Annotated in this window: 17 protein-coding genes and 1 pseudogene; 9 read left to right on the top strand and 9 right to left on the bottom strand. The window is 71.0% G+C overall.

Annotated elements, in window-relative coordinates; translation table 11 throughout:
* Positions 1 to 10 precede the first annotated feature (10 nt).
* The gene (locus IE153_RS15670; protein ID WP_189590310.1) at positions 11 to 1,897 is read right to left on the bottom strand and encodes an ABC transporter ATP-binding protein; all 1,887 of its coding nucleotides are present in this window, start codon (positions 1,895 to 1,897) and stop codon (positions 11 to 13) included.
* On the bottom strand, positions 1,894 to 3,699 hold the full coding sequence (locus IE153_RS15665; RefSeq protein WP_189590309.1) for an ABC transporter ATP-binding protein: 1,806 nt from the start codon (positions 3,697 to 3,699) through the stop codon (positions 1,894 to 1,896). The genes IE153_RS15670 and IE153_RS15665 overlap by 4 nt, the downstream gene beginning before the upstream one ends.
* A 383-nt stretch (positions 3,700 to 4,082) precedes the next feature.
* Between IE153_RS15665 and IE153_RS41615 the strand changes: the two are divergent.
* A pseudogene (locus IE153_RS41615) lies at positions 4,083 to 4,172 on the top strand (ABC transporter ATP-binding protein); the annotation flags it as partial.
* 6 nt (positions 4,173 to 4,178) lie between these two features.
* On the opposite strand, the gene IE153_RS15660 reads toward IE153_RS41615, so the two are convergent.
* A complete protein-coding gene (locus IE153_RS15660; protein ID WP_189590308.1) occupies positions 4,179 to 5,585 on the bottom strand; it encodes a sulfatase family protein in 1,407 nt (468 codons plus the stop codon).
* A gap of 173 nt (positions 5,586 to 5,758) precedes the next feature.
* Positions 5,759 to 8,026 carry a glycogen debranching protein GlgX gene (gene glgX / locus IE153_RS15655; RefSeq protein ID WP_189590307.1) on the bottom strand — a complete coding sequence of 756 codons (2,268 nt, stop codon included), beginning with the start codon at positions 8,024 to 8,026 and terminating at the stop codon, positions 5,759 to 5,761.
* A gap of 188 nt (positions 8,027 to 8,214) precedes the next feature.
* Between glgX and IE153_RS15650 the strand changes: the two genes are divergently transcribed.
* The 5 genes from IE153_RS15650 (at position 8,215) to IE153_RS15630 (ending at position 13,888) form a co-directional block, all read left to right on the top strand.
* On the top strand, positions 8,215 to 9,459 hold the full coding sequence (locus IE153_RS15650) for a L,D-transpeptidase (RefSeq protein WP_189590306.1): 1,245 nt from the start codon (positions 8,215 to 8,217) through the stop codon (positions 9,457 to 9,459).
* Between the two features lie 155 nt (positions 9,460 to 9,614).
* Positions 9,615 to 10,847, top strand: coding sequence for a L,D-transpeptidase (locus tag IE153_RS15645; RefSeq protein ID WP_438817919.1), 1,233 nt, complete (start codon positions 9,615 to 9,617; stop codon positions 10,845 to 10,847).
* 240 nt (positions 10,848 to 11,087) lie between these two features.
* Positions 11,088 to 11,855, top strand: coding sequence for an enoyl-CoA hydratase/isomerase family protein (locus IE153_RS15640; protein WP_097220785.1), 768 nt, complete (start codon positions 11,088 to 11,090; stop codon positions 11,853 to 11,855).
* Between the two features lie 169 nt (positions 11,856 to 12,024).
* Positions 12,025 to 12,633 (top strand): ATP-binding protein, encoded by a 609-nt coding sequence (locus IE153_RS15635; protein WP_189590304.1) that lies wholly within the window; start codon positions 12,025 to 12,027, stop codon positions 12,631 to 12,633.
* 76 nt (positions 12,634 to 12,709) lie between these two features.
* On the top strand, positions 12,710 to 13,888 hold the full coding sequence (locus tag IE153_RS15630; RefSeq protein ID WP_189590303.1) for a YncE family protein: 1,179 nt from the start codon (positions 12,710 to 12,712) through the stop codon (positions 13,886 to 13,888).
* On the opposite strand, the gene IE153_RS15625 is transcribed toward IE153_RS15630, so the two are convergent.
* Entirely contained in the window at positions 13,855 to 14,583 is a 729-nt protein-coding gene (locus tag IE153_RS15625; protein WP_438817918.1) for a GNAT family N-acetyltransferase, read from the bottom strand. The genes IE153_RS15630 and IE153_RS15625 overlap by 34 nt on opposite strands.
* On the opposite strand from IE153_RS15625, the gene IE153_RS15620 reads away from it, so the two are divergent.
* The 3 genes from IE153_RS15620 to IE153_RS15610 all read left to right on the top strand — a co-directional run bounded on the left by IE153_RS15620 (position 14,582) and on the right by IE153_RS15610 (position 16,600).
* Positions 14,582 to 15,496 (top strand): helix-turn-helix domain-containing protein, encoded by a 915-nt coding sequence (locus IE153_RS15620; protein WP_189590301.1) that lies wholly within the window; start codon positions 14,582 to 14,584, stop codon positions 15,494 to 15,496. The two genes, IE153_RS15625 and IE153_RS15620, sit on opposite strands and share 2 nt — an antisense overlap.
* A gap of 48 nt (positions 15,497 to 15,544) precedes the next feature.
* Positions 15,545 to 15,757 (top strand): EF-hand domain-containing protein, encoded by a 213-nt coding sequence (locus IE153_RS15615; protein ID WP_030855113.1) that lies wholly within the window; start codon positions 15,545 to 15,547, stop codon positions 15,755 to 15,757.
* A gap of 180 nt (positions 15,758 to 15,937) precedes the next feature.
* Entirely contained in the window at positions 15,938 to 16,600 is a 663-nt protein-coding gene (locus IE153_RS15610) for an NADPH-dependent F420 reductase (protein WP_189590300.1), read from the top strand.
* Position 16,601: 1 nt separating this feature from the next.
* Here IE153_RS15610 and IE153_RS15605 read toward each other — a convergent pair whose 3' ends face one another.
* The 4 genes from IE153_RS15605 to glyA form a co-directional block, all read right to left on the bottom strand.
* On the bottom strand, positions 16,602 to 17,159 hold the full coding sequence (locus IE153_RS15605) for a glycoside hydrolase family 25 protein (protein WP_189590299.1): 558 nt from the start codon (positions 17,157 to 17,159) through the stop codon (positions 16,602 to 16,604).
* Between the two features lie 143 nt (positions 17,160 to 17,302).
* Positions 17,303 to 18,712 carry an MFS transporter gene (locus IE153_RS15600; RefSeq protein ID WP_189590298.1) on the bottom strand — a complete coding sequence of 470 codons (1,410 nt, stop codon included), beginning with the start codon at positions 18,710 to 18,712 and terminating at the stop codon, positions 17,303 to 17,305.
* A gap of 102 nt (positions 18,713 to 18,814) precedes the next feature.
* Positions 18,815 to 20,182 carry an L-serine ammonia-lyase gene (locus IE153_RS15595; RefSeq protein WP_189590297.1) on the bottom strand — a complete coding sequence of 456 codons (1,368 nt, stop codon included), beginning with the start codon at positions 20,180 to 20,182 and terminating at the stop codon, positions 18,815 to 18,817.
* Between the two features lie 87 nt (positions 20,183 to 20,269).
* Positions 20,270 to 21,532 carry a serine hydroxymethyltransferase gene (glyA, locus tag IE153_RS15590; protein ID WP_189590296.1) on the bottom strand — a complete coding sequence of 421 codons (1,263 nt, stop codon included), beginning with the start codon at positions 21,530 to 21,532 and terminating at the stop codon, positions 20,270 to 20,272.
* Between the last annotated feature and the right edge of the window lie 7 nt (positions 21,533 to 21,539).

The following is a 21,539-nucleotide window of genomic DNA, read 5'->3' as shown; positions in this document are numbered from 1 at the left end:
CGTCGTCGCCCTACGCCAGGCTGTCCCGCCAGGCCCGGTGCAGATCCGCGAACCTGCCGGTGCCCTCGATGAGTTCGGCCGGTCCGCCGTCCTCCACGATCCGTCCGTGCTCCATCACCAGGACCCGGTCCGCGATCTCGACGGTCGACAGCCGGTGTGCGATGACCACCGCCGTACGGCCCTTCAGCACCGTCGTCATGGCCCGCTGCACCGAACGCTCCCCGGGGACGTCCAGCGAGCTGGTCGCCTCGTCGAGGATGAGCACCGCCGGGTCGGCCAACAACGCCCGGGCGAACGCCACCAGTTGCCGCTGCCCGGCGGAGATGCGGCCGCCCCGCTTGCGGACGTCGGTGTCGTAGCCGTCGGGCAGGGTGGTGATGAAGTCGTGTGCGCCGATCTCCTTCGCCGCCTGCTCGATCTCCTCACGGGTGGCGTCCGGGCGGCCGATCGCGATGTTGTCGGCGACCGTCCCGGAGAACAGGAACGCCTCCTGCGTCACCATGACCACCCCGCGCCGCAGCTCGGGCACGGCGAGGTCGCGCAGGTCGACGCCGTCCAGCAGCACGCGGCCGCCGGAGGGGTCGTAGAACCGGGCCAGCAGCTTGGCCAGCGTCGACTTGCCGGCGCCCGTGGAGCCCACGACCGCGACGGTCTGTCCGGCCGGGAGGGTGAGGTCGAACGTGGGCAGCACCTCGCCGCCGGTGCGGTAGCCGAAGCGGACGCCGTCGAAGACCACCGCGCGGCCGGGGTGTTCGCTCTCGAGCGGGGGGAGCTGCCGGGGCGTGGCCGGCTCGGGCACCGACGGGGTCTGGGCGAGCAGTCCGGCGATCTTCTCCAGGGAGGCCGCCGCCGACTGGTAGGAGTTGAGGAACATCCCGAGCCGGTCGATGGGGTCGTACAGCCGTCGCAGGTACAGCACGGCCGCGGCCAGCACACCGAGGGCCAGCGTGCCGTCCGCGACCCGGTAGGCGCCCCACAGCACGATCGCCGCGACCGCCGTGTTGGCGACCAGCCGCGAACCGGTGACGTAGCGGGCCATCTCCAGCAGCGCGTCCCCGTTGGTCCGCTCGTGCCGCCGGTTGAGTGCGCCGAAGTCCGCGTCGCCCGCGGCCTCGCGGCGGAAGGCGCGCACCGGCCGGATGCCGTTCATCGTCTCGACGAACTTGACGATCACGGCCGCGATGGCGGTCGACCGGGCCCGGTACACCCGCCCGGCCCGCCGCTGGTACCACCGCACCAGCGCGTAGAGCGGCACCAGGGACGCCACCGCCACGCCCCCGAGGCCCAGGTCGAGCCAGAGCAGCATCGCCGAGATGTAGACGAAGGACAGGACGACCGTCACGAGTTCCTGGAGGCCCTCGTCCAGCAGTTCCCGCAGCGACTCCACGTCGGTCGTGGAGCGGGAGATGAGCCGGCCCGAGGTGTAGCGCTCGTGGAAGTCGACGCTCAGCGCCTGCGCGTGGCGGAAGATCCGGCCACGCAGGTCCAGCAGCACGTCCTGGCTGACCCGGGCCGCGGCGGCGACGAACGCGAACTGCAGCCCGCCCGCGGCCAGCGCGCACGCCAGATAGCCGACGCCCACCGCGATCAGCGGCCCGTGGTCCTGCGCCCGGAACGCCGGTACGGCACGGTCGATGGCGTACGCCACGAGCAGCGGGCCCGCCTGCACGACCGCCTGCTGGAGCAGCAGCAGGAGCGTCGTGACCGTGACCCGGGCCTTCAGCGGCGCGAGCAGGGAGCGCAGCAGGGCTCCGGTGGCGCCCGGCGGGGTGGGCAGGACGTCCCGGTCGAAGGGGTCGCCCGGGGCGAGGGGCCGGTCGTCGGTCCGGCCGCCGGGTCGGCCGTCCGGTTGGCCGTCGGGCTTGTTGCCGGCCGGTGCGCTGGTGGCCGCCGTCATCGTGCGCCCTCCTCTTCCCCTGACATCAGATGCGCGTACTCGGCGTTCGTACGCAGCAGTTCGTGGTGGGTGCCGACCGCGGCGATCCGGCCGCCGGACAGCAGGGCGACGCGGTCGGCGAGCAGCACGGTCGACGGGCGGTGCGCCACGATCAGGGCGGTGGTGTCCGCGAGGACCTGCCGCAGGGCGGCCTCGACGGCGGCCTCGGTGTGCACGTCCAGGGCCGACAGCGGGTCGTCCAGGACGAGGAACTCCGGCTGCCCCACGACGGCCCGGGCGAGCGCGAGGCGCTGGCGCTGACCCCCGGAGAGGCTGAGGCCCTGCTCGCCCACCTGGGTGTCCGTCCCCTGGGGCAGGGCGTGCACGAAGTCGGCCTGGGCGACGGCGAGCGCCCGCTCCAGGTCGGCTGTTCCAGCGGTGTCCTCCGCCCCCATGAGAACGTTGTCGCCGACCGCGGCCGAGAACAGCGTGGGTTCCTCGAAGGCCACGGCGACCTTGGCGCGCAGCGCGTGTCGGGACAGCTCCGTGATGTCGACGCCGTCGAGCGTGATGCGGCCCGAAGTGAGCTCGTAGAGGCGGGGGATGAGTGCGGTGAGGGTGGTCTTGCCGCTGCCCGTGGCGCCGACCAGGGCCATGGACTCGCCCGGCCGGATGTGCAGGTCGATGTGCTGGAGGACGGGCGGGGTGTCGGCTGGAGCGTCGGGGTAGCGGAAGCGGACGTCGTGGAAGCGCAGGCCCCTGTCCCCGGCGTGCCCGGTGCCGGTGGCGGAGTCTGAGCCGGTGCCGGTGCCCGGGGCGGTGGTGGCGTCCTCCTCCTCCTCGTCCATGACCTCGAAGTACCGCTCCGTCGCCGTCGCCGCCTCCTGGCTCATAGCCAGCAGGAACCCGATCGACTCCACCGGCCACCGCAGCGCCAGCGCCGTCGACAGGAACGCCACCAGCGTCCCCGCCGACAGGGCACCGTCGGCCACCTGGACGACCCCCACCACCAGCGCCGCCCCGATCGCGACCTCCGGCAGCGTCACGATGACGCCCCAGATCGTCGCCAGCAGCCGCGCCTTGCGCAGTTCCGTGCCGCGCAGCGTCTTCGACAGGTCCCGGAACGCCCGCGCCTGGCTGCGGTGCCGACCGAAGCCCTTGATGATGCGGATGCCGAGGACGCTCTCCTCGACGACCGTCGTCAGGTCGCCGACCTGGTCCTGCGCACGCCGGGCCACTTTGGCGTAGCGCTTCTCGAAGACCATGCAGGTGACCATGAGGGGGACGGCGGGCCCGAGGACGACCAGCCCGAGAGTCCAGTCCTGGAGCAGCATGATGACCACGCCCACGACGATCGTCACTCCGTTGACCAGGAGGAACGTCAGCGGGAAGGCGAGGAACTGACGCAGCAGCATCAGGTCCGTCGTCGCCCGGGACAGCAACTGCCCCGAGGCCCAGCGGTCGTGGAAGGCCACCGGCAGCCGCTGGAGGTGCCGGTACAGATCCGCGCGCATGGACGCCTCGACGTGCGAGAGCGGACGGGCCACCAGCAACCGCCGCAGCCCGAACAGCAGGGCCTCCGTGAAGCCGAGCAGCAGCAGGTACAGCGCGCCGAGCCACACCCCGGCCGGGTCCCGGTGGGCGATCGGCCCGTCCACCATCCACTTCAGGACGAGCGGGATCACCAGGCCCACACAGGAGGCGAGTATCGCGACGAACGCGGCACTGGACAGCCGCGCCCGCACGGGCCGCACATACGGCCACAGGCGCAGCAGCGTGCCTACGGTGGAACGGTCCTGGGCGGGGGCGGGTGTCGTGGCCATCAGCAGCGAGCCTACGGATCGCCACTGACACTGCCCACCGAGTTTCCGCCGGACCGGATTCGGTCGTCGGTCCTACGACCTGCATGTTCGACGGGCCGGACGGCGCCGGCGGCCGGGGCCTGCAGCGCCACAGCCGGGGCCCACAGCGCCACCGCCCGGGGTTCGTGCAGCGCTGTCGCCCGGGCCGCACGGCGTCACCGCCCGGGTCGTACCGCCGCATCAGCCGATCGGTTGATGTCCGTTCGAGCGCGACGGCCGATGCGCCGGACTCCGCCTCGCCGGGACCCTTCTTCGTATGCCGACCGCACCTGTCATCGAAGTCACCGAGCTGCGCAAGAGTTACGCGGGCCGTCCCGCCGCCGACGGTGTCTCCTTCGCCGTGGAGGGTGGCCGCCCGGGACACCCCGGCCGGTCTGATCCGCCGCTCGGCGGGCTCCACCGTCGTCAGCTTCACTCCGTCCGCGCCGGGCGATCCTCGGCTAGGAGGGGTAGGGCAGCAGGGTCCGGTCGGTCTTCTCCCAGGCGGACTTCAGCTCGTTCACCAACTCCGGCCGGTCCGGGGCGAGGTCGGCCTGTTCACGCTGGTCATCGGCGAGGTTGTACAGGTGGTCGGTGCCCTTCGCGTCCCGGTAGTACTTCCAGTCGCCGCGCCTGAGCGCCCGGTTGCCCCGCACCCTCCAGAACAGGTCCCGTTCGGGCGGTTCCTCGCCCCGCAGCAGGTACCCGGCGAGGCTGCTGCCGTCCAGTGGATACGCCGGGTCGGGCCGGGCGCCGGCCACCTCCAGCAGGGTCGCGGTCCAGTCGGGGGAGAAGTGCGGCGCGTGACTGACCTGGTGGCCGTCGACGCGGGCGGGCCAGCGCAGTATCGCGGGCACCCGGATGCCGCCCTCCTGGAGGGAGAACTTGCCGCCGCTGAGCGGCCACAGGTACGACCAGCGCTCTCCGCCGTTGTCGCTGGCGAACAGCACGAGGGTGTTCTCCTCCTGTCCCGAGCGGCGCAGCGCGGCGAGCACCTCGCCGACGGCCGCGTCCAGGCTCTGCACCATCTGGGTGTACTTCGCGACCGAGCCGCCGTCGTAGTGGTTCAGCGCCGTGCTGACCTCGGCCCGGCTCGTCGCCGCCCTGATCTTCGCCGCGATCTCGGCGGCGGTCTCCTCGTCGCCCTCGGCGAGCCAGGGCCAGTGCGGGGTGGTGAAGTTGAGGTTGAGCAGCCAGGGGCGGTCGTGGTCCCGGCGTACGTATTCCACGGCCCGCTCGGTGAGGACGGTCGTGTAGTACCTCAGGTCCTTGTACTCGGCGTCGCCCTCGTAGAGGTCGTACTCACCGAGCTGGCCGAGCTTGGAGTAGTACTCCAGCACGCCCCCGAAGTTCCCGAAGAACTCGTCCCAGCCCGACTTGGTGGGGCTGAAGTCGGGCAGCCAGCCGCAGTGCCACTTGCCGATGAGCGCGGTGGCGTAACCCGCCTTCTTCAGCAGGGAGGCGAGGGTCGGGTGGTTCGGGTCCAGGCCCTGGGACCGGTCGGCGATCGGCTCGGCCAGTCCGCCCTTCGTCCGGCCCGGGTAACGGCCCGTGTACAGGCTGAACCGGGTCGGGGAGCAGGTCGAGGAGCCCGAGTAGGCGTCGGTGAAGCGCACCCCCTGGCGGGCCAGCCGGTCCAGGTTCGGCGTGCTGATGTGCGGGGCGCCGTAGGAGGACAGGTCGGCCCAGCCGAGGTCGTCGCCCAGGATGACGAGGACGTTGGGGCGCTGTCCGGAGGCGGCGCCGGGAAGGGCCCGGAAGGGGCGTTCGGTGGCAGCCGCCTCGGCGGCACCAGCCGTACCGGCGACGGCGCCCACGGCGCCACCGCCGACGAGAGCACCGAGGGCACGACGTGATATTTCGGGCATGCGGAGGTCCTGGAGAGTCCGAGAAGGGGTGGGGGGGAGAAGCTGCGGCTCGGCATGGACGCTGCCAGCGGTCCCACGGCGGGGTCAAGAAGATCCCCGCCGCGTTCACGGACCCGCAACGAGCCGCAACAATCCCCGGCGTCACCCTTCCGGCCGACCGGCGAAACGATGCCTCAGCCCGCCACCCGCAGCAGCAGCACCGCCCGGGCCGGCATCGTGATCTCCGTCCCCGCCCGGTGCTCCACGCCCGGCGCCTCCCCCTGCTCCTCCAGGCTCGTGTCGACGACGACCTCGTACCGCTCGGCCCAGGGCGGCCCCGGCAACCGGATGTCCACCGGCCCCTCGCCCGCGTGCAGCACGGCCAGGAAACTGTCGTCGAGGATCTGCTCCCCGCGCTCGTCACGGCCCGGGATGTCCCGGCCGGACAGGTACATGCCCAGCGTGGCGGCGGGCGCGTACCAGTCCTGCTCCGTCATCTCCGTGCCCCGGGACGTGAACCAGGCCAGGTCGCGCAGCCCGTCGGCGGTCTGCGCCCGGCCGGAGAAGAACGCCCGGCGCCGGAGCACCGGGTGCCGGTGGCGCAGCGCTATCAGCCGGGAGGTCAACGCGAACAGGGCCTGCCAGCCGGGATCCTCCAACAGCTCCCAGTCCAGCCAGCTGATCTCGTTGTCCTGGCAGTAGGCGTTGTTGTTGCCGCGCTGGGTGCGGCCCAGTTCGTCGCCCGCGACCAGCATGGGCACTCCCGTCGACAGCAGCAGGGTGGTCAGGAGGTTCCTGAGCTGCCGCCGCCTGAGCGCCCGTACGCCCTCGTCGTCCGTCTCGCCCTCGGCGCCGCCGTTCCAGGCCCGGTTGTCGTCCGTGCCGTCCCGGTTGCCCTCGCCGTTGGCCTCGTTGTGCTTGCGCTCGAAGCTCACCAGGTCGCGCAGGGTGAACCCGTCGTGCGCGGTGATGAAGTTGACGGACGCGTACGGCCTGCGCCCGCCCCAGGCGTACAGGTCGCTGGAGCCCGACAGGCGGTAGCCCATCTCCCGTACGTCCGGCAGCGCGTGCCGCCAGAAGTCCCGCACGGCGTTGCGGTACCGGTCGTTCCACTCCGTCCACAGCGGCGGGAACGCCCCCACCTGGTAGCCGCCCGAGCCCACGTCCCACGGTTCGGCGATCAGTTTCACCCGGCGCAGCACCGGGTCCTGGGCGATGACCGCGAGGAACGGGGAGAGCATGTCGACGTCGTGCATGGAACGGGCCAGTGCCGCCGCCAGATCGAAGCGGAAGCCGTCCACGCCCATCTCGGTCACCCAGTACCGCAGCGAGTCCGTGATCAGCCGCAGCACGTGCGGCTGCACCACGTGCAGGGTGTTGCCGCAGCCGGTGTAGTCGGCGTAGCGGCGGGCGTCGTCCTGGAGGCGGTAGTAGCCGCGGTTGTCGATGCCCTTGAGGGACAGCGTCGGACCCAGTTCGCCCGCCTCCGCGGTGTGGTTGTAGACCACATCGAGGATGACCTCGATCCCGGCCGCGTGCAGGGCGCGCACCATCCGCTTGAACTCGCCGACCTGCTGCCCGGTCGTCCCGGAGGCCGCGTACGCCGCGTGCGGGGCGAAGTAGCCGATGGAGTTGTAGCCCCAGTAGTTCTTCAGGCCTCTGCGCAGCAGGTGGTCCTCGTGGGCGAACTGGTGCACCGGCAGCAGCTCCACCGCTGTCACGCCCAGCTTCACCAGGTGCTCGATCGCCGCCGGGTGCGCGAGGCCGGCGTAGGTGCCGCGCAGCTCCTCGGGGATGCCCGGGTGGAGTTGAGTGAAGCCCTTGACGTGCAGCTCGTAGATCACCGAGTCCGCCCAGGGCGTCTTCGGGCGGCGGTCGTCGGCCCAGTCGTCGTCATCGTGCACGACGACGCCCTTCGGGACGTGCGGCGCCGAGTCCCGGTCGTCGCGCACGGTGTCGGCGACATGCTGCTGCGGCCAGTCGCGGACGTGCCCGTACACCTCAGGCGGCAGGCTGCTGTAATCATTCCCTTCGGCCCCGTCGACCGCCCGCGCGTACGGGTCGAGGAGCAGCTTCGCCGGGTTCCACCGGGCGCCGGTCCACGGGTCCCAGCGGCCGTGCACCCGGTAGCCGTAGCGCTGCCCGGGCAGCACACCGGGGACGAAGCCGTGCCAGATCTCGTGCGTCAGCTCGGCGAGCCGGACCCGCGACTCCCTGCCCGCCTCGTCGAACAGGCACAGCTCGACGCCCTCGGCCCCGCCCGCCCACAACGCGAAGTTGGTGCCCGCCACCCCGTCCGGGCCGACCCGGAACCGGGCGCCCAGCGGCGTCGGCGCACCCGGCCACGCGGGCACGGTGGGCGGCGGCGCGGCCCGTCGTGCGCCGTTCACGGCGGCGGCCTGGCGCCCGTTCCCGGTGGCCTGACGACCGGCCACCGCCTCCTGCTCGGCTGCGCTGGACACCTGTCAGCCTCCCACCGGCTCATGGGACGACGGGGGACAGAGGGGTGCGGCCAGTGCTGCGGCCCGGGTCGCGGCTCCCCTGCGCGTCGTCCTCCCCACTGTTCTGCCCAGAGCGTGGGTCGCACTCACGTTTCCCCGGGGGCGGGCATGGTCGTTTCCCGGGGACACGGCCGGTCGTTGGGCACCGCGTGAGGCACGTACAAGGGCGCGCGCGGCGCGCGAGGGCCGCGCTGGCCGCCGTAGTGACATGGGCAGGGCTCCTCGCCGGGGCCACGGGCTGTACCTCGGACGACGCGGGAGGGATCGCCGGGGCGTTCGGCGCGCCCCCGGCGCCCGAGGACGTCATCAAGGTCTCGCCCGACGACGGCAGCAGGGGAGTGCGCCCCGGGAAGAAGCTGCGGGTGCGCGTGCCCGACGGCCGGCTGGAGAAGGTGAAGGTCGTCAGGTCGCAGGACGCGCAGGAGTCCCCGGTGCCCGGGCATCTCTCCGCCGACGGCCTGACCTGGGAGCCCGACGACGAACGGCTCGCGCTGGCCGCCAAGTACACGATCGACGCCGTGGCCGTGGACGGTGGTGGACGCCGCTCCGCCCGGCACACCACCTTCACCACCTACGTCCCGGAGGAACGCTTCATCGGCTACGTCGCCCCGGAGAACCGCGCCACGGTCGGCACCGGCATGATCGTCTCACTGGAGTTCAACCGGCAGATCGCCGACCGGGCCGCCGTCGAACGCGCGGTCCGGGTCACCGCCCGCCCGGCCGTCGAGATCCGCCCGCACTGGTTCGGCCGGAGCCGCCTCGACTTCCGCCCCGAGGACTACTGGAAACCCGGCACCCAGGTCACCGTCGCCCTGAACCTGCGCGACGTCGAGGGCGCGCCCGGCGTCTACGGCCTCCAGCACAAGACGTTCTCCTTCACCGTGGGCCGCAGCCAGGTCTCCATCGTCGACGCCGCCGCGCACTCCATGGAGGTCCGGCGCGACGGCGAGCCCCTCGCCACCGTGCCCGTCACGGCCGGGGCCCCCGGCAACACCACGTACAACGGCACGATGGTGGTGACCGAGATGCTCGACGTGACCCGGATGAACGGCGCCACGGTCGGCTTCAAGAAGCGCGACGGCAAGGGCGAGTACGACATCCCGGACGTCCCGCACGCCATGCGCCTGACCGATTCCGGGACCTTCCTGCACGGCAACTACTGGGCGCACCCCAGCGTCTTCGGCCGCACCAACGTCAGCCACGGCTGCATCGGACTGCGCGACGTGAAGGGCGGCAGTTCGGACACCCCGGCCGGCTGGTTCTTCGACCGCAGCCTCATCGGGGACGTCGTCGAGGTCGTCAACAGCAATGACAAAAAGGTCTCTCCCGGCAATGGGCTCGGAGGCTGGAATTTGCACTGGAATGCATGGAAGGCGGGCAGTGCGGTGAAGTAGCCCGACAAGGGGGCGGGTTGAGCCGGCGATCTGTTGGGACCGAACAGTGACAATCGCGGGCCGCCGGTGCCGTGCACCCTGTGGTTACTATTCGCCGACGCGCGGGGGATCGCGCGGGGTGCGGGCCTGACCAGGCCCTGGGAGGGGAGAAAGACGTGAACGGGCGACCGATATCGGGGGCGTCGGTTGGGCGCAGGAACGGAATGCTCGCGTCGGCGATCGGCGTGCTGCTCCTCGCCGTGACGGCGTGCGGCGGCGGGGGGACCGGCTCCGGTTCCGGCGAGGGCGACGGCAAGGGCAAGGACTCGGGCGCCGCGCAGAGCAAGCAGTCCGAGGCGGTCGTCGGCATCACCCCCAAGGACGGCGCCAAGTCCGTCGACACGAGCGGTGCGCTGAAGGTGACCGCCGAGAAGGGGAAGCTGACCGAGGTCGAGGTCAAGGACGCCAAGGGCAACAAGGTCGGCGGCGCGATATCCAAGGACGGCGCCAGCTGGACGCCGTCCATCCACCTGGCCGGCGCCACCAAGTACACGGTCCACGCGGTCGCCAAGGACTCCGAGGGCCGCACGGCCGCCGAGGACGCCGGCTTCACCACGCTGACCCCGGAGAACACCTTCACCGGCACCTTCACCCCCGAGGACGGCTCCAAGGTCGGCGTCGGGATGCCGTTCTCCATCCGCTTCGACCGGGGCATCACCAACCCGGAGGACGTCGAGAAGGCAATCCGCATCAAGACGGAGCCGGCCGTCGACGTCGAGGGCCACTGGTTCGGCAACGACCGTCTCGACTTCCGCCCCGAGAAGTACTGGAAGCCCGGCACCAAGGTGACCGTCGACCTGAACCTCGACGGCGTCGAGGGGCGCTCCGGTGTCTACGGCGAGCAGGACAAGACGGTGAAGTTCACCATCGGCCGCAACCAGGTCTCCGTCGTCGACGCCAAGAAGCTCACGATGAAGGTCATGCAGGACGGCAAGACCATCAAGACCATCCCCGTCACCACCGGCCAGCCCGGCATGGAGACCTGGAACGGCCAGATGGTCATCAGCGAGATGCTGACGGTGACCCGGATGAACGGCGAGACGGTCGGCTACGGCGGCGAGTACGACATCAAGGACGTCCCGCACGCCGTCCGCCTGACCACCTCCGGCACCTTCCTGCACGGCAACTACTGGGCGGGCGGCGCCTTCGGCAACTACAACGCCAGCCACGGCTGCATCGGCCTGCGCGACGTGCGCGGCGGCTGGGACAAGAAGGTGCCGGCCGCGTGGTTCTTCAACCACTCGATGATCGGCGACGTGGTGGTCGTCAAGAACTCCGAGGACCGGACCGTCGACCCGGACAACGGGCTGAACGGCTGGAACATGTCCTGGGAGAAGTGGAAGAAGTAGCTCGCCGCTGCTGACAAGAGGGCCCCCGTGCGACGGACCGCACCGGGGCCCTACCCATTGGCCCCCGTGCTGTGCTTGTCCGGGGGCTACCCCCGGATCCCCGGCCGATGTGACCCACCGCACCGCCCCCAATCCTGTTGGCCCCCGTGCTGTGCTTGCCCGGGGGCAACCCCCGGACCCCCGGCCGATGTGACCCACCGCACCGCCCCCAATCCTGTTAGCCCCCGTTAACCTGCTGCCATGACCGTCTCTCTCGAAGTCGCTGAAGGCGTCGGTACGATCCGCCTCGACCGCCCGCCCATGAACGCGCTGGACATCGCCACGCAGGACCGGCTGAAGGAACTGGCCGAGGAGGCCACGCGCCGCGAGGACGTCAGGGCCGTGGTGCTCTACGGCGGCGAGAAGGTGTTCGCGGCCGGCGCGGACATCAAGGAGATGCAGGCGATGGACCACACCGCGATGGTCCTGCGCGCCCGCGCCCTCCAGGACTCGTTCACGGCGGTGGCTCGGATCCCCAAGCCCGTCGTCGCGGCCGTGACGGGGTACGCGCTCGGCGGCGGCTGTGAACTCGCCCTGTGCGCGGACTTCCGCATCGCCGGCGAGAACGCCAAGCTCGGCCAGCCGGAGATCCTGCTCGGCCTGATCCCCGGCGCCGGCGGCACCCAGCGCCTGGCCCGTCTGGTCGGCCCCTCCAAGGCCAAGGACCTCATCTTCACGGGCCGCATGGTGAAGGCCGACGAGGCCCGCGAGATCGGCCTGGTGGACCGGGTCGTCCCCGCCGACGAGGTGTACGCGCAGGCACACGCCTGGGCCGCGAAGCTCGCCCAGGGTCCGGCGCTCGCGCTGCGCGCCGCGAAGGAGTCGATCGACACGGGCCTGGAGACGGACATCGACACCGGCCTCGCGGTCGAACGGAACTGGTTCGCGGGCCTGTTCGCCACCGAGGACCGCGAGCGCGGGATGCGCAGCTTCGTCGAGGAGGGCCCGGGCAAGGCGAAGTTCCTCTGAACATCCCTCCAGGGGCTTGCAATTGACACGGTGTCTGACCCGGGGTCCCTCGATGGGGCGGTTTATGGCAACCTTAAGGCGGCCTTAAGCGTGCTGGAACGGAAGAGTCCGTCGATTGCCCCGGAACAAGACGTTCCGGCAGGTCAGGTGGGGCGCCGGAGGCTCCGATGTGCCACTGGCATATGACGGACGGCCATCGGTTCACCCTCCGTTCCCCGGGGTGTATTCCCCGGGAACGGCCCCGCCGGACGCCCTGGGCGGCCATGATGGGGGCATGGCGGGGCTGGAGGGTATGGAACAGCCGCGGGGGCGCGCACATGCGGCCGCGGCGCGCTGGTCGCCGACCGTCGAGGACGAACACGCGCTGAAGGCGCTCGAGTTGTACGGCAACCCGACGGAGGCAGAGGTTCCACTGCCGTCCCGCCCCGAGTCCGCGGCCACCGCGAGACGCCTCACCCAGGTCGTGGTCCTGCGCCACTGGGGCCTCACCCCCAAGACCACCGAGGACGCGGTCCTGCTCGTCTCCGAACTGGTCGGCAACGCCGTACGCCACACCGGCGCCCGTGTCTTCGGACTGCGCCTGCACCGGCGTCGCGGCTGGATCCGCGTCGAGGTCCGCGACCCCTCCCGCGGGCTGCCGTGCCTGATGCCGGTCCAGGAGATGGACATCAGCGGCCGGGGCCTGTTCCTCGTCGACAAGCTGGCCGACCGCTGGGGGGTCGACCTGCTGCCCCGGGGCAAGACGACCTGGTTCGAGATGCGGGTCGCCGACCGCTGAGCGCGCCCGATGCCTCACCCGGTCGCCGGACGGACGAATCACTGGTTTCCCTCCGAGGTGCCCATTAAATGGTGCAATGCACCGCCATCTCGTCAAGAGTGCCCTGGTCGTGGGTGCCGCCCTCGCCGTCCTCTCCGCCTGCGGCACCGGGGGCGGGGAACGGACCTCCGAGGCGCGCGCCACGAAGGCCGCCGTGCCCGCCCCGCCCGAGAAGAAGCCCGTGAAGGGCCTGCCGGGCATGCCGCCCGTCCTGGACCCCGAGGACGTGTACGCCGCCGACCGCCCCAACAAGCTGTCCCCCGTGGTCAAGGACTTCCCGTCCCGGGTCTACGTCCCCAACACCGAGTCCGACACGGTCACCGTCATCGACCCGAAGACGTACGAGGTCACCGAGACGATCCGGGTGGGTCGGCAGCCCCAGCACGTCGTGCCCTCCTGGGACCTGAAGACGCTCTGGGTCAACAACAACCGCGGCCACACCCTCACCCCGATCGACCCGAAGACCGGCAAGGCGGGCAAGGACGTCGAGGTCCACGACCCCTACAACCTCTACTTCACACCCAACGGCAGGTACGCCGTCGTCATGGCCTCCCTCGACCGCGAGCTGGTCTTCCGCGACCCGCACACCATGAAGGTGAAGAAGACCGTCCCGGTCTCCTGCTACGGCGTCAACCACGCCGACTTCTCCCTCGACGGCCGCTACTTCATCGTCTCCTGCGAGTTCAGCGGCGAACTGCTCAAGGTCGACACCGAGAAGATGGAGGTCGTCGGGCAGCAGCGGCTGCCGTTCGAGGGCGCCATGCCGCAGGACGTGAAGATCTCACCCGACGGCAAGAGGTTCTACATCGCGGACATGATGGCCCACGGCATGTGGGTTCTGAACGGCGACGCGTTCACCGAGCCCGTCCTGATGCCCACCGGCAAGGGCTGCCACGGCCTCTACGTCGGCCGCGACTCCCGCGAGATGTACGTGACCAACCGCGGAGAGGGCACCATCTCGGTCTTCGACTTCACCCAGGGCAGGCTGACCAAGAAGTGGAAGCTGCCCGACGGCGGCAGCCCCGACATGGGGGGCGTCTCCGCCGACGGCAAGGTGCTGTGGCTGTCCGGCCGCTACAACGCCGAGGTGTACGCCGTCGACACCCGCACCGGTATCCAGCTCGCCCGGATCCCGGTCGGCAGCGGCCCGCACGGCCTCGCGGTCTACCCGCAGCCCGGCCGCTACTCGCTCGGCCACACGGGCGTCTTCCGGTGACGCCCGGCTCCCGGGACGAGCAGCACTTCCGAGCCCACCGGCCGGTAACCGGCCGCCTGGAACGCCCGCAGACTGCGGGCGTTCCCCGCCGACACCTGCGCCCACACCGGCGCGCCCCCGGCCAACTGCCGGGCCGCGGACACCAGCCGCCGCCCGACCCCGCGGTGCCGCGCCCCCTCCTCCACCTCGACGGCGACCTCCCAGCGCCCGGCCACCCCGCGGCCCAGCACGAGCACTCCGCCGTCCGCCGTCCACACGCGCACGCCGTCCCGCCGCCGCATCGCGGACACCACGCGCGGATGCCCGAGGTCGTGGACCTCCGTGAGCGCGACCGGTGGCTCCCCGGGCAGCGCGGCACCCGTCAGCAGCACGTCGACCGTGTCGGACGTACGCCCCGTCCGGTCCATCAGGGCCGTCAGGAAACGGGCGTTCATCGTGGCGGCGAGGGCGTCGCACTCGGTGCGGGCGAGGACGCCGCGCACCCAGTCGGGGTCCTCGTCCGTGAAGACGACCGAGTGGGCCGTGAAGGCGAGGACCCCGGCGTCCCGGGCCGAGGGCTGGGGGACGACCGTCGTACCGCCGTCCGCCGACGGGAAGACGCCCCGCGCCGCCGCGTCGAGGATGTCCGCCAGAGTGTCCGTCACCGCCGCGCTCCTTGAGTCTCCACCCGCTGGAGGGTCCAGACTCGCAGGCATGATCGACGACCGCACCGGACTGCTCACCATCGGCGAACTGGCCCGGGTCACGGGACTCACCGTGCGCACCATCCGCTACTGGTCCGACGAGGGCGCCCTGCCCCCGGTGGGCCGGTCCGCGGGCGGATACCGGCTGTACGACGCGGCGTCCGTGGCACGGCTGGAGCTGATCCGCACCCTGCGCGAACTGGGCCTGGGCCTCGCGGACGTCCGCCGGGTCCTGGTCGGTGAGACGACCGTCGCGCAGGTCGCGGCCGCGCACGTGGTCGCGCTGGACGCGCAGATCCGGGCGCTCAAGGTGACCCGTGCGGTGCTGTCGACCGTGGCGAAGCGGGGTTCCGACGCGGAGGAGATGACCCTCGTGAACAGACTGGCACGGCTCTCGGCGGCCGAGCGGCGGCGGATCGTGGAGGACTTCATGGCGGAGATCTTCGAAGGGATCGACACGGCCGACCCGGACATCCGCCGCAGGCTGCGCTTCCCGGCCGCGAAGCTCCCTGACGACCCCACGCCGGAGCAGGTGGACGCATGGGTGGAGCTCGCCGAGCTGATCCAGGACCCCGGCTTTCGCGCGCAGATGCGGCAGATGATCGAGTTCAACGCGGCGGACCGGGGGCCGGACGCCCCGGCGGGTTCGTCCCTGTGGTTCATGAGCCGGCTCGTGTCGCTCGCCGGCGAGGCACGGCAGCGCGGCATCGCTCCGGACGCACCGGAGGCCGACGAGGTCCTCCGGGACCTGCTCGGTGGCATCGACCGGGCCGTCGTACTCGAACGCCTCACGGCGGCCTCCAACATACGGGTCGCCCGCTACCGCGAACTACAGGCCATCGTCAACGGCCTCGACCCCCAGCCGACCTACGACGAGGAGTTCGTCTGGGTGGTCGCCGCGCTGCAGGCCCGCACGGCCGGTTAATCTGACCTGCGTCAGCAGGAAGCACAGCACGAGATGAGGGGCGGATCGGTGGCGGACATCGAGGAAGCACGCAAGCAGTTCGAGCGGATCGATACGGACGGTGACGGATTCATCACCGCTGCCGAGTTCAAGAGCGCCCTGGCCAAGTCGGGTGACTGGAACGTCACCGAGTCGGTCGCCGAGGTCGTCATCAAGACCCGCGACCTGGACGGCGACAAGCAGCTGAGCTTCGACGAGTTCTGGGCCTACCTGAACAAGTAGGCCTCCGGCTCGCCCGAGGGGCACGAAGGGGCCCGGTCCACGATCCTCGGACCGGGCCCCTCGCCATGCCCGGGCGCAGACCCTTCCCGGACCCGGAATAGCCCACCCGCCCCCGAGGTTGACCCTGGTCACCAAGGCTTCACGCGGCGCTGTTCATCTCCGGAAGGACGAGGCGAGGACATGAAGATCGGCATCATCGGAGCGGGCAACATCGGCGGCAACCTGACCCGGCGGCTCACCGCCCTGGGGCACGACGTGGCCGTCGCCAACTCCCGGGGTCCGCACACCCTCAAGGCCCTCGCGGAGGAGACCGGCGCGACGCCCGTGACGGTGGGGGAGGCGGCCCGGGGCGCCGAGATCGTCGTCGTCACCGTTCCGCTGAAGGCGGTCCCGGACCTTCCCTCCGGCCTGCTCGACGGCGCGGCGGACGGCGTAGCGGTCATCGACACCGGCAACTACTACCCGCGGCAGCGCGACGGCAGGATCGCGGAGATCGAGGACGACGGCCTCACCGAGAGCCGCTGGACGGAACGCCGGATCGGCCACCCGGTCGTCAAGGCCTTCAACGGCACCTACGCCCAGGACATCCTGGACCGCCCGCTCCCCGCCGGCGACCCCGGCCGCATGGCCCTCCCGGTGGCCGGTGACGACGAGCCGGCCAAGCGCAAGGTACGGGACCTCATCGACGCCCTCGGCTTCGACACGGTGGACGCGGGCGGCATCGACGACTCCTGGCGCCAGCAGCCCGGCACCCCGGTCTACGGCCTGCGCGGCGGAGTCGAGGCGGTCTCGAAGGCCCTGACGGAGGCGTCCCCGGAGCGCACGCCGGAGTTCAGCGGTTAGGTCAGGCGTCCTCCGCCCACCTCCGCAGCGCCGCCTTGCTCTCGAAGTCGGCCACGTTCTTGTCGAGCGGGTCATCGGTGTACTGGTGGAAACGCCACTTGGCCTTGATGCGGGGCTTGCCCGCGCTCACGTAGTCGGCGATCCACAGGGCGTCGCCCGCATAGGAGGTGGTGTCGACGTTGAGCCAGAAGTGGCGGTTGCAGTAGAGCACCACCTGACTGTTCGGCCGAAGGTCCTTCAGCTTCCTGATGAACAGGTCCTTCTCGGCGTTGCTCGCGTGCGTGCCGTTGCTGGTGTTCTCCCAGTCGACGGCGAGGATGTCGCCCGCCCGCTCGGGGGCCTTGCTCACGAAGTACTCGGCCTGGGCGGTCAGGTTGCCGGGCCACAGGAAGTGGTAGAAGCCGACGACCAGCCCGGCGTCACGGGCTCGTCTGGTCTGGGCGGCGAGTTTCGGGTTGACGTAGGAACGGCCCTCCGTCGCCTTGACGAAGACGAAGGAGAGGCCGTCGGTGCCGTAGGAGGAGGACTGGTAGGCGCTCACGTCGATGCCGCGCAGCATGGGGGCTCCCTCTGGTGCGGGTGGGGCTGAAGTTCCCTCGGGTCAGGGGTTGTTGTTATGCCCCGCGAGGGCGGCCGTACGCCGGGCGTGAGGAGGCTCGCGGCACGGCGGTGGTGAACGCCGGTGGGTTTGGCGGTCGGTTTTCAGGGGGCGGGGGAGCCGGCCGGGGCGCGGGCCGGGTCGTCGGCGACGGCCTCCCGGTCGTCCAGGGAGACGTCCTTGGTCTCCTTGCCGAGCAGGAGCGCGATCAGCGTCAGCACCGCCATCGCCGAGAGGTAGACACCGACCAGCCACGGTGAGCCGTCCCCGGTCTCCCACAGCGCCACCGCGATGAACGGGGCGAGAGCCGCCCCGAGGATCGAGCTGACGTTGTACGAGATGCCGGAGCCGGTGTAGCGCACGCTGGTCGGGAAGAGCTCCGGCAGCAGCGCGCCCATGGGGCCGAAGGTCATGCCCATCAGGGTGAAGCCGAGCACCAGCCACAGCACCACGCCCAGGGTGCCCAGCTCGATCAGCGGCACCCAGACCAGTCCGAAGACCACGATCGCGGCGGTGATCCAGATCAGGGTGGCGCGCCGCCCGTACCGGTCCGCGAGCGGACCGGAGATCAGGGTGAACGCGGCGAAGAACAGCACGCCGAAGATCATCATGAGCACGAACGTCGTGTAGCCGTACCCCAGTCCGGGCACGGCGGCGTCCTTCGCGGCCCGTCCGTAGCTGAGCGAGAACGTGGTCATCAGGTAGAAGAGCACGTAGGTCGCCAGCATGATGAAGGTGCCCAGGACCAGCTGCTTCCCGTGGCTGCGCACCACGGTGACGAGCGGCAGCCGCCGCACCCCGCCGGACTCGCGGGTCCTGGCGAAGACCGCCGACTCGACGAGCCGGGAGCGCACCCACAGGCCGATCGCGACCATCACGGCGGAGAACAGGAACGGGACACGCCAGCCCCAGCTGACGAAGGCCTCCGAGGGCTGCGAGGGGTCGGCACCGGCCGCGGACGGCAGGAGCGCGCCCATGCCCAGGAACAGGCCGTTGCCGATGATGAAGCCGAGCGGGGCGCCCAGCTGCGGGAAGGTGCCGTACAGGGCGCGCTTGCCGCTGGGGGCGTTCTCGGTCGCGACCAGCGCGGCACCGCTCCACTCGCCGCCGAGGGCGAACCCCTGCGCGAGCCGCATCAGCACGAGCAGCGCGGTGGCCAGCCACCCGGCTTGCGCGTAGGTGGGCAGAACACCGATGAGGAACGTGGCGATGCCCATGGTGAGCAGCGAGACGACGAGCGTCTTCTTGCGGCCGAGCCGGTCTCCGAGGTGCCCGAAGACGACGGCGCCGATCGGGCGGGCGACCATCGCGGCGCCGAACACCGCGAAGGACGACAGCAGCGCGGTGGTCGGGTCACTGCTCGGGAAGAACAGCTGGGGGAAGACGAGCACCGCGGCGGTCGCGTAGATGTAGAAGTCGTAGAACTCGATCGTCGTGCCGATGAGGCTGGCGACGAGGACGCGGGACCTCGGGTTGACGGGCGTGGGGGCTGAGCCGGTGGCTGGTGCGGGCATCGTTCGGTCTTTCACGTATGAAACATGGGTGCTACAACGATGTCAGCCGTCTTGATTCCCGGTATGGACGTCTCGCATGGCAAGACGTGCGCCGCCCCGGGCTCAGCACTCGATGATGTTCACCGCCAGCCCGCCCCGGGCCGTCTCCTTGTACTTCACCGACATGTCCGCGCCGGTGTCCTTCATCGTCTTGATGACCTTGTCCAGGGACACCTTGTGGGAGCCGTCGCCGCGCATCGCCATGCGGGCGGCCGTGACGGCCTTGACCGCGGCCATGCCGTTGCGCTCGATGCAGGGGATCTGGACCAGGCCGCCGACCGGGTCGCAGGTGAGGCCGAGGTTGTGCTCCATGCCGATCTCGGCCGCGTTCTCGACCTGCTCGGGCGAGCCGCCGAGGACCTCGGCCAGGGCGCCCGCGGCCATGGAACAGGCGGAGCCGACCTCGCCCTGGCAGCCGACCTCGGCGCCGGAGATGGAGGCGTTCTCCTTGAAGAGCATGCCGATCGCGCCCGCGGCGAGCAGGAAGCGGACCACGCCCTCCTCGTCGGCGCCCGGCACGAAGTTGACGTAGTAGTGCAGGACCGCCGGGATGATGCCGGCGGCGCCGTTGGTGGGGGCGGTGACGACCCGGCCGCCGGCGGCATTCTCCTCGTTGACCGCCATGGCGTAGAGGGTGATCCATTCCATGGCGAGGGCCAGCGGGTCGCCCTCGGAGCGCAGCTTGCGCGCGGTGTTCGCGGCCCGGCGGCGCACCTTGAGGCCGCCCGGCAGGATGCCCTCCTGGGACAGTCCGCGCCCCACGCAGTCCCGCATCACCTGCCAGATCTCCAGCAGGCCCTCGCGGATCTCCTCCTCGGTGCGCCAGGCCCGCTCGTTCTCCAGCATCAGCGCGGAGATGGACAGACCCGTCTCCTCGGTCAGGCGCAGCAGCTCGTCACCCGTGCGGAAGGGGTACTTCAGCACGGTGTCGTCGAGCTTGATGCGGTCGGCGCCGACCGCGTCCTCGTCGACGACGAATCCGCCGCCGACCGAGTAGTACGTCTTCGTCAGCAGTTCGGCGCCCGAGGCGTCGTACGCCCACAGGGTCATGCCGTTGGCGTGGTACGGCAGCGTCTTGCGGCGGTGCAGGACCATGTCGTCGTCGAAGGAGAACGCGATCTCGTGCTCGCCGAGCAGGTTCAGCCGGCCACCGGTCTTGATCGCCTCCACCCGCTCGTCCGCGCTCGACACGTCGACCGTGCGCGGGGAGTCGCCCTCCAGGCCGAGCAGCACCGCCTTGGGCGTGCCGTGGCCGTGGCCGGTCGCGCCCAGCGAGCCGTACAGCTCCGCGCGGACCGAGGCGACGGACCCCAGGAGCTCCTCGTTGCGCAGCCGCCGGACGAACAGGCCGGCCGCCCGCATCGGGCCGACGGTGTGGGAACTGGACGGGCCGATGCCGATCGAGAACAGGTCGAAGACCGAGATGGCCACGGGGGAACTCCTGACTACATGGGTGGTGCAGAGGGGGTGGGCGCCGCGTCCGCTGGTGGCGGGCGCGGCGCCCGAAAGGTTTCTTCGTTACGGGTTCAGACCCGGGTACAGCGGGTGCTTGTCGGCCAGGGCCTTCACCCGGGCCTTGAGGGCCTCCGCGTCGTAGGACGGCTTCAGCGCCTCGGCGATGACGTCCGCGACCTCCGCGAAGTCCTCGGTTCCGAAGCCCCGGGTCGCCAGCGCCGGCGTGCCGATCCGCAGACCGGACGTCACCATCGGCGGACGCGGGTCGTTCGGGATCGCGTTCCGGTTGACCGTGATGCCCACCTCGTGGAGGCGGTCCTCGGCCTGCTGGCCGTCCAGCTCCGAGTGACGCAGGTCGACCAGGACCAGGTGCACGTCCGTGCCGCCGGACAGGACGTCCACACCCACGGCCCGGACGTCGTCCTTCACCAGACGCTCGGCCAGGATGCGGGCACCCTCCAGCGTACGGCGCTGGCGCTCCTTGAAGTCCTCCGAGGCGGCGACCTTGAAGGAGACCGCCTTGGCCGCGATCACATGCTCCAGCGGGCCGCCCTGCTGACCGGGGAAGACGGCGGAGTTGATCTTCTTGGCCAGTTCGGCCGTGGAGAGGATCACACCGCCGCGCGGGCCGCCGAGGGTCTTGTGGGTCGTGGTGGTGACCACGTGCGCGTGCGGCACCGGGTTCGGGTGCAGCCCGGCCGCGACCAGCCCGGCGAAGTGGGCCATGTCGACCATCAGGTACGCGCCGACCTCGTCCGCGATCCGGCGGAACGCGGCGAAGTCCAGCTGCCGCGGGTAGGCGGACCAGCCGGCGACGATCAGCTTCGGCTTGGACTCCTTGGCCAGCCGCTCGACCTCGGCCATGTCGACCCGGCCGTCCTCGCCCACGTGGTAGGCGACGACGTCGTAGAGCTTGCCGGAGAAGTTGATCTTCATGCCGTGGGTCAGGTGCCCGCCGTGCGCGAGGTTCAGACCCATGATGGTGTCGCCCGGCTTGAGCAGCGCGAACATCGCGGCGGCGTTGGCCTGGGCGCCCGAGTGCGGCTGGACGTTGGCGTGCTCGGCGCCGAACAGTTCCTTGATGCGGTCGATCGCGATCTGCTCGACCACGTCGACGTGCTCGCAGCCGCCGTAGTAGCGGCGGCCGGGGTAGCCCTCGGCGTACTTGTTGGTGAGGACCGAGCCCTGCGCCTCCATGACCGCGACCGGAGCGAAGTTCTCCGAGGCGATCATCTCCAGCGTGGACTGCTGGCGGTGCAGCTCGGCGTCGACCGCGGCGGCGACCGCCGGGTCGAGCTCGTGCAGGGGTGTGTTCAGGACGGACATACGACTC

This window comes from Streptomyces massasporeus, assembly GCF_014648995.1.
Classification (GTDB): Bacteria; Actinomycetota; Actinomycetes; order Streptomycetales; family Streptomycetaceae; genus Streptomyces; species Streptomyces massasporeus.
The sequence above is the reverse complement of the archived record's forward strand: the minus strand, read 5'-3'. Positions and strand labels throughout refer to the sequence as shown.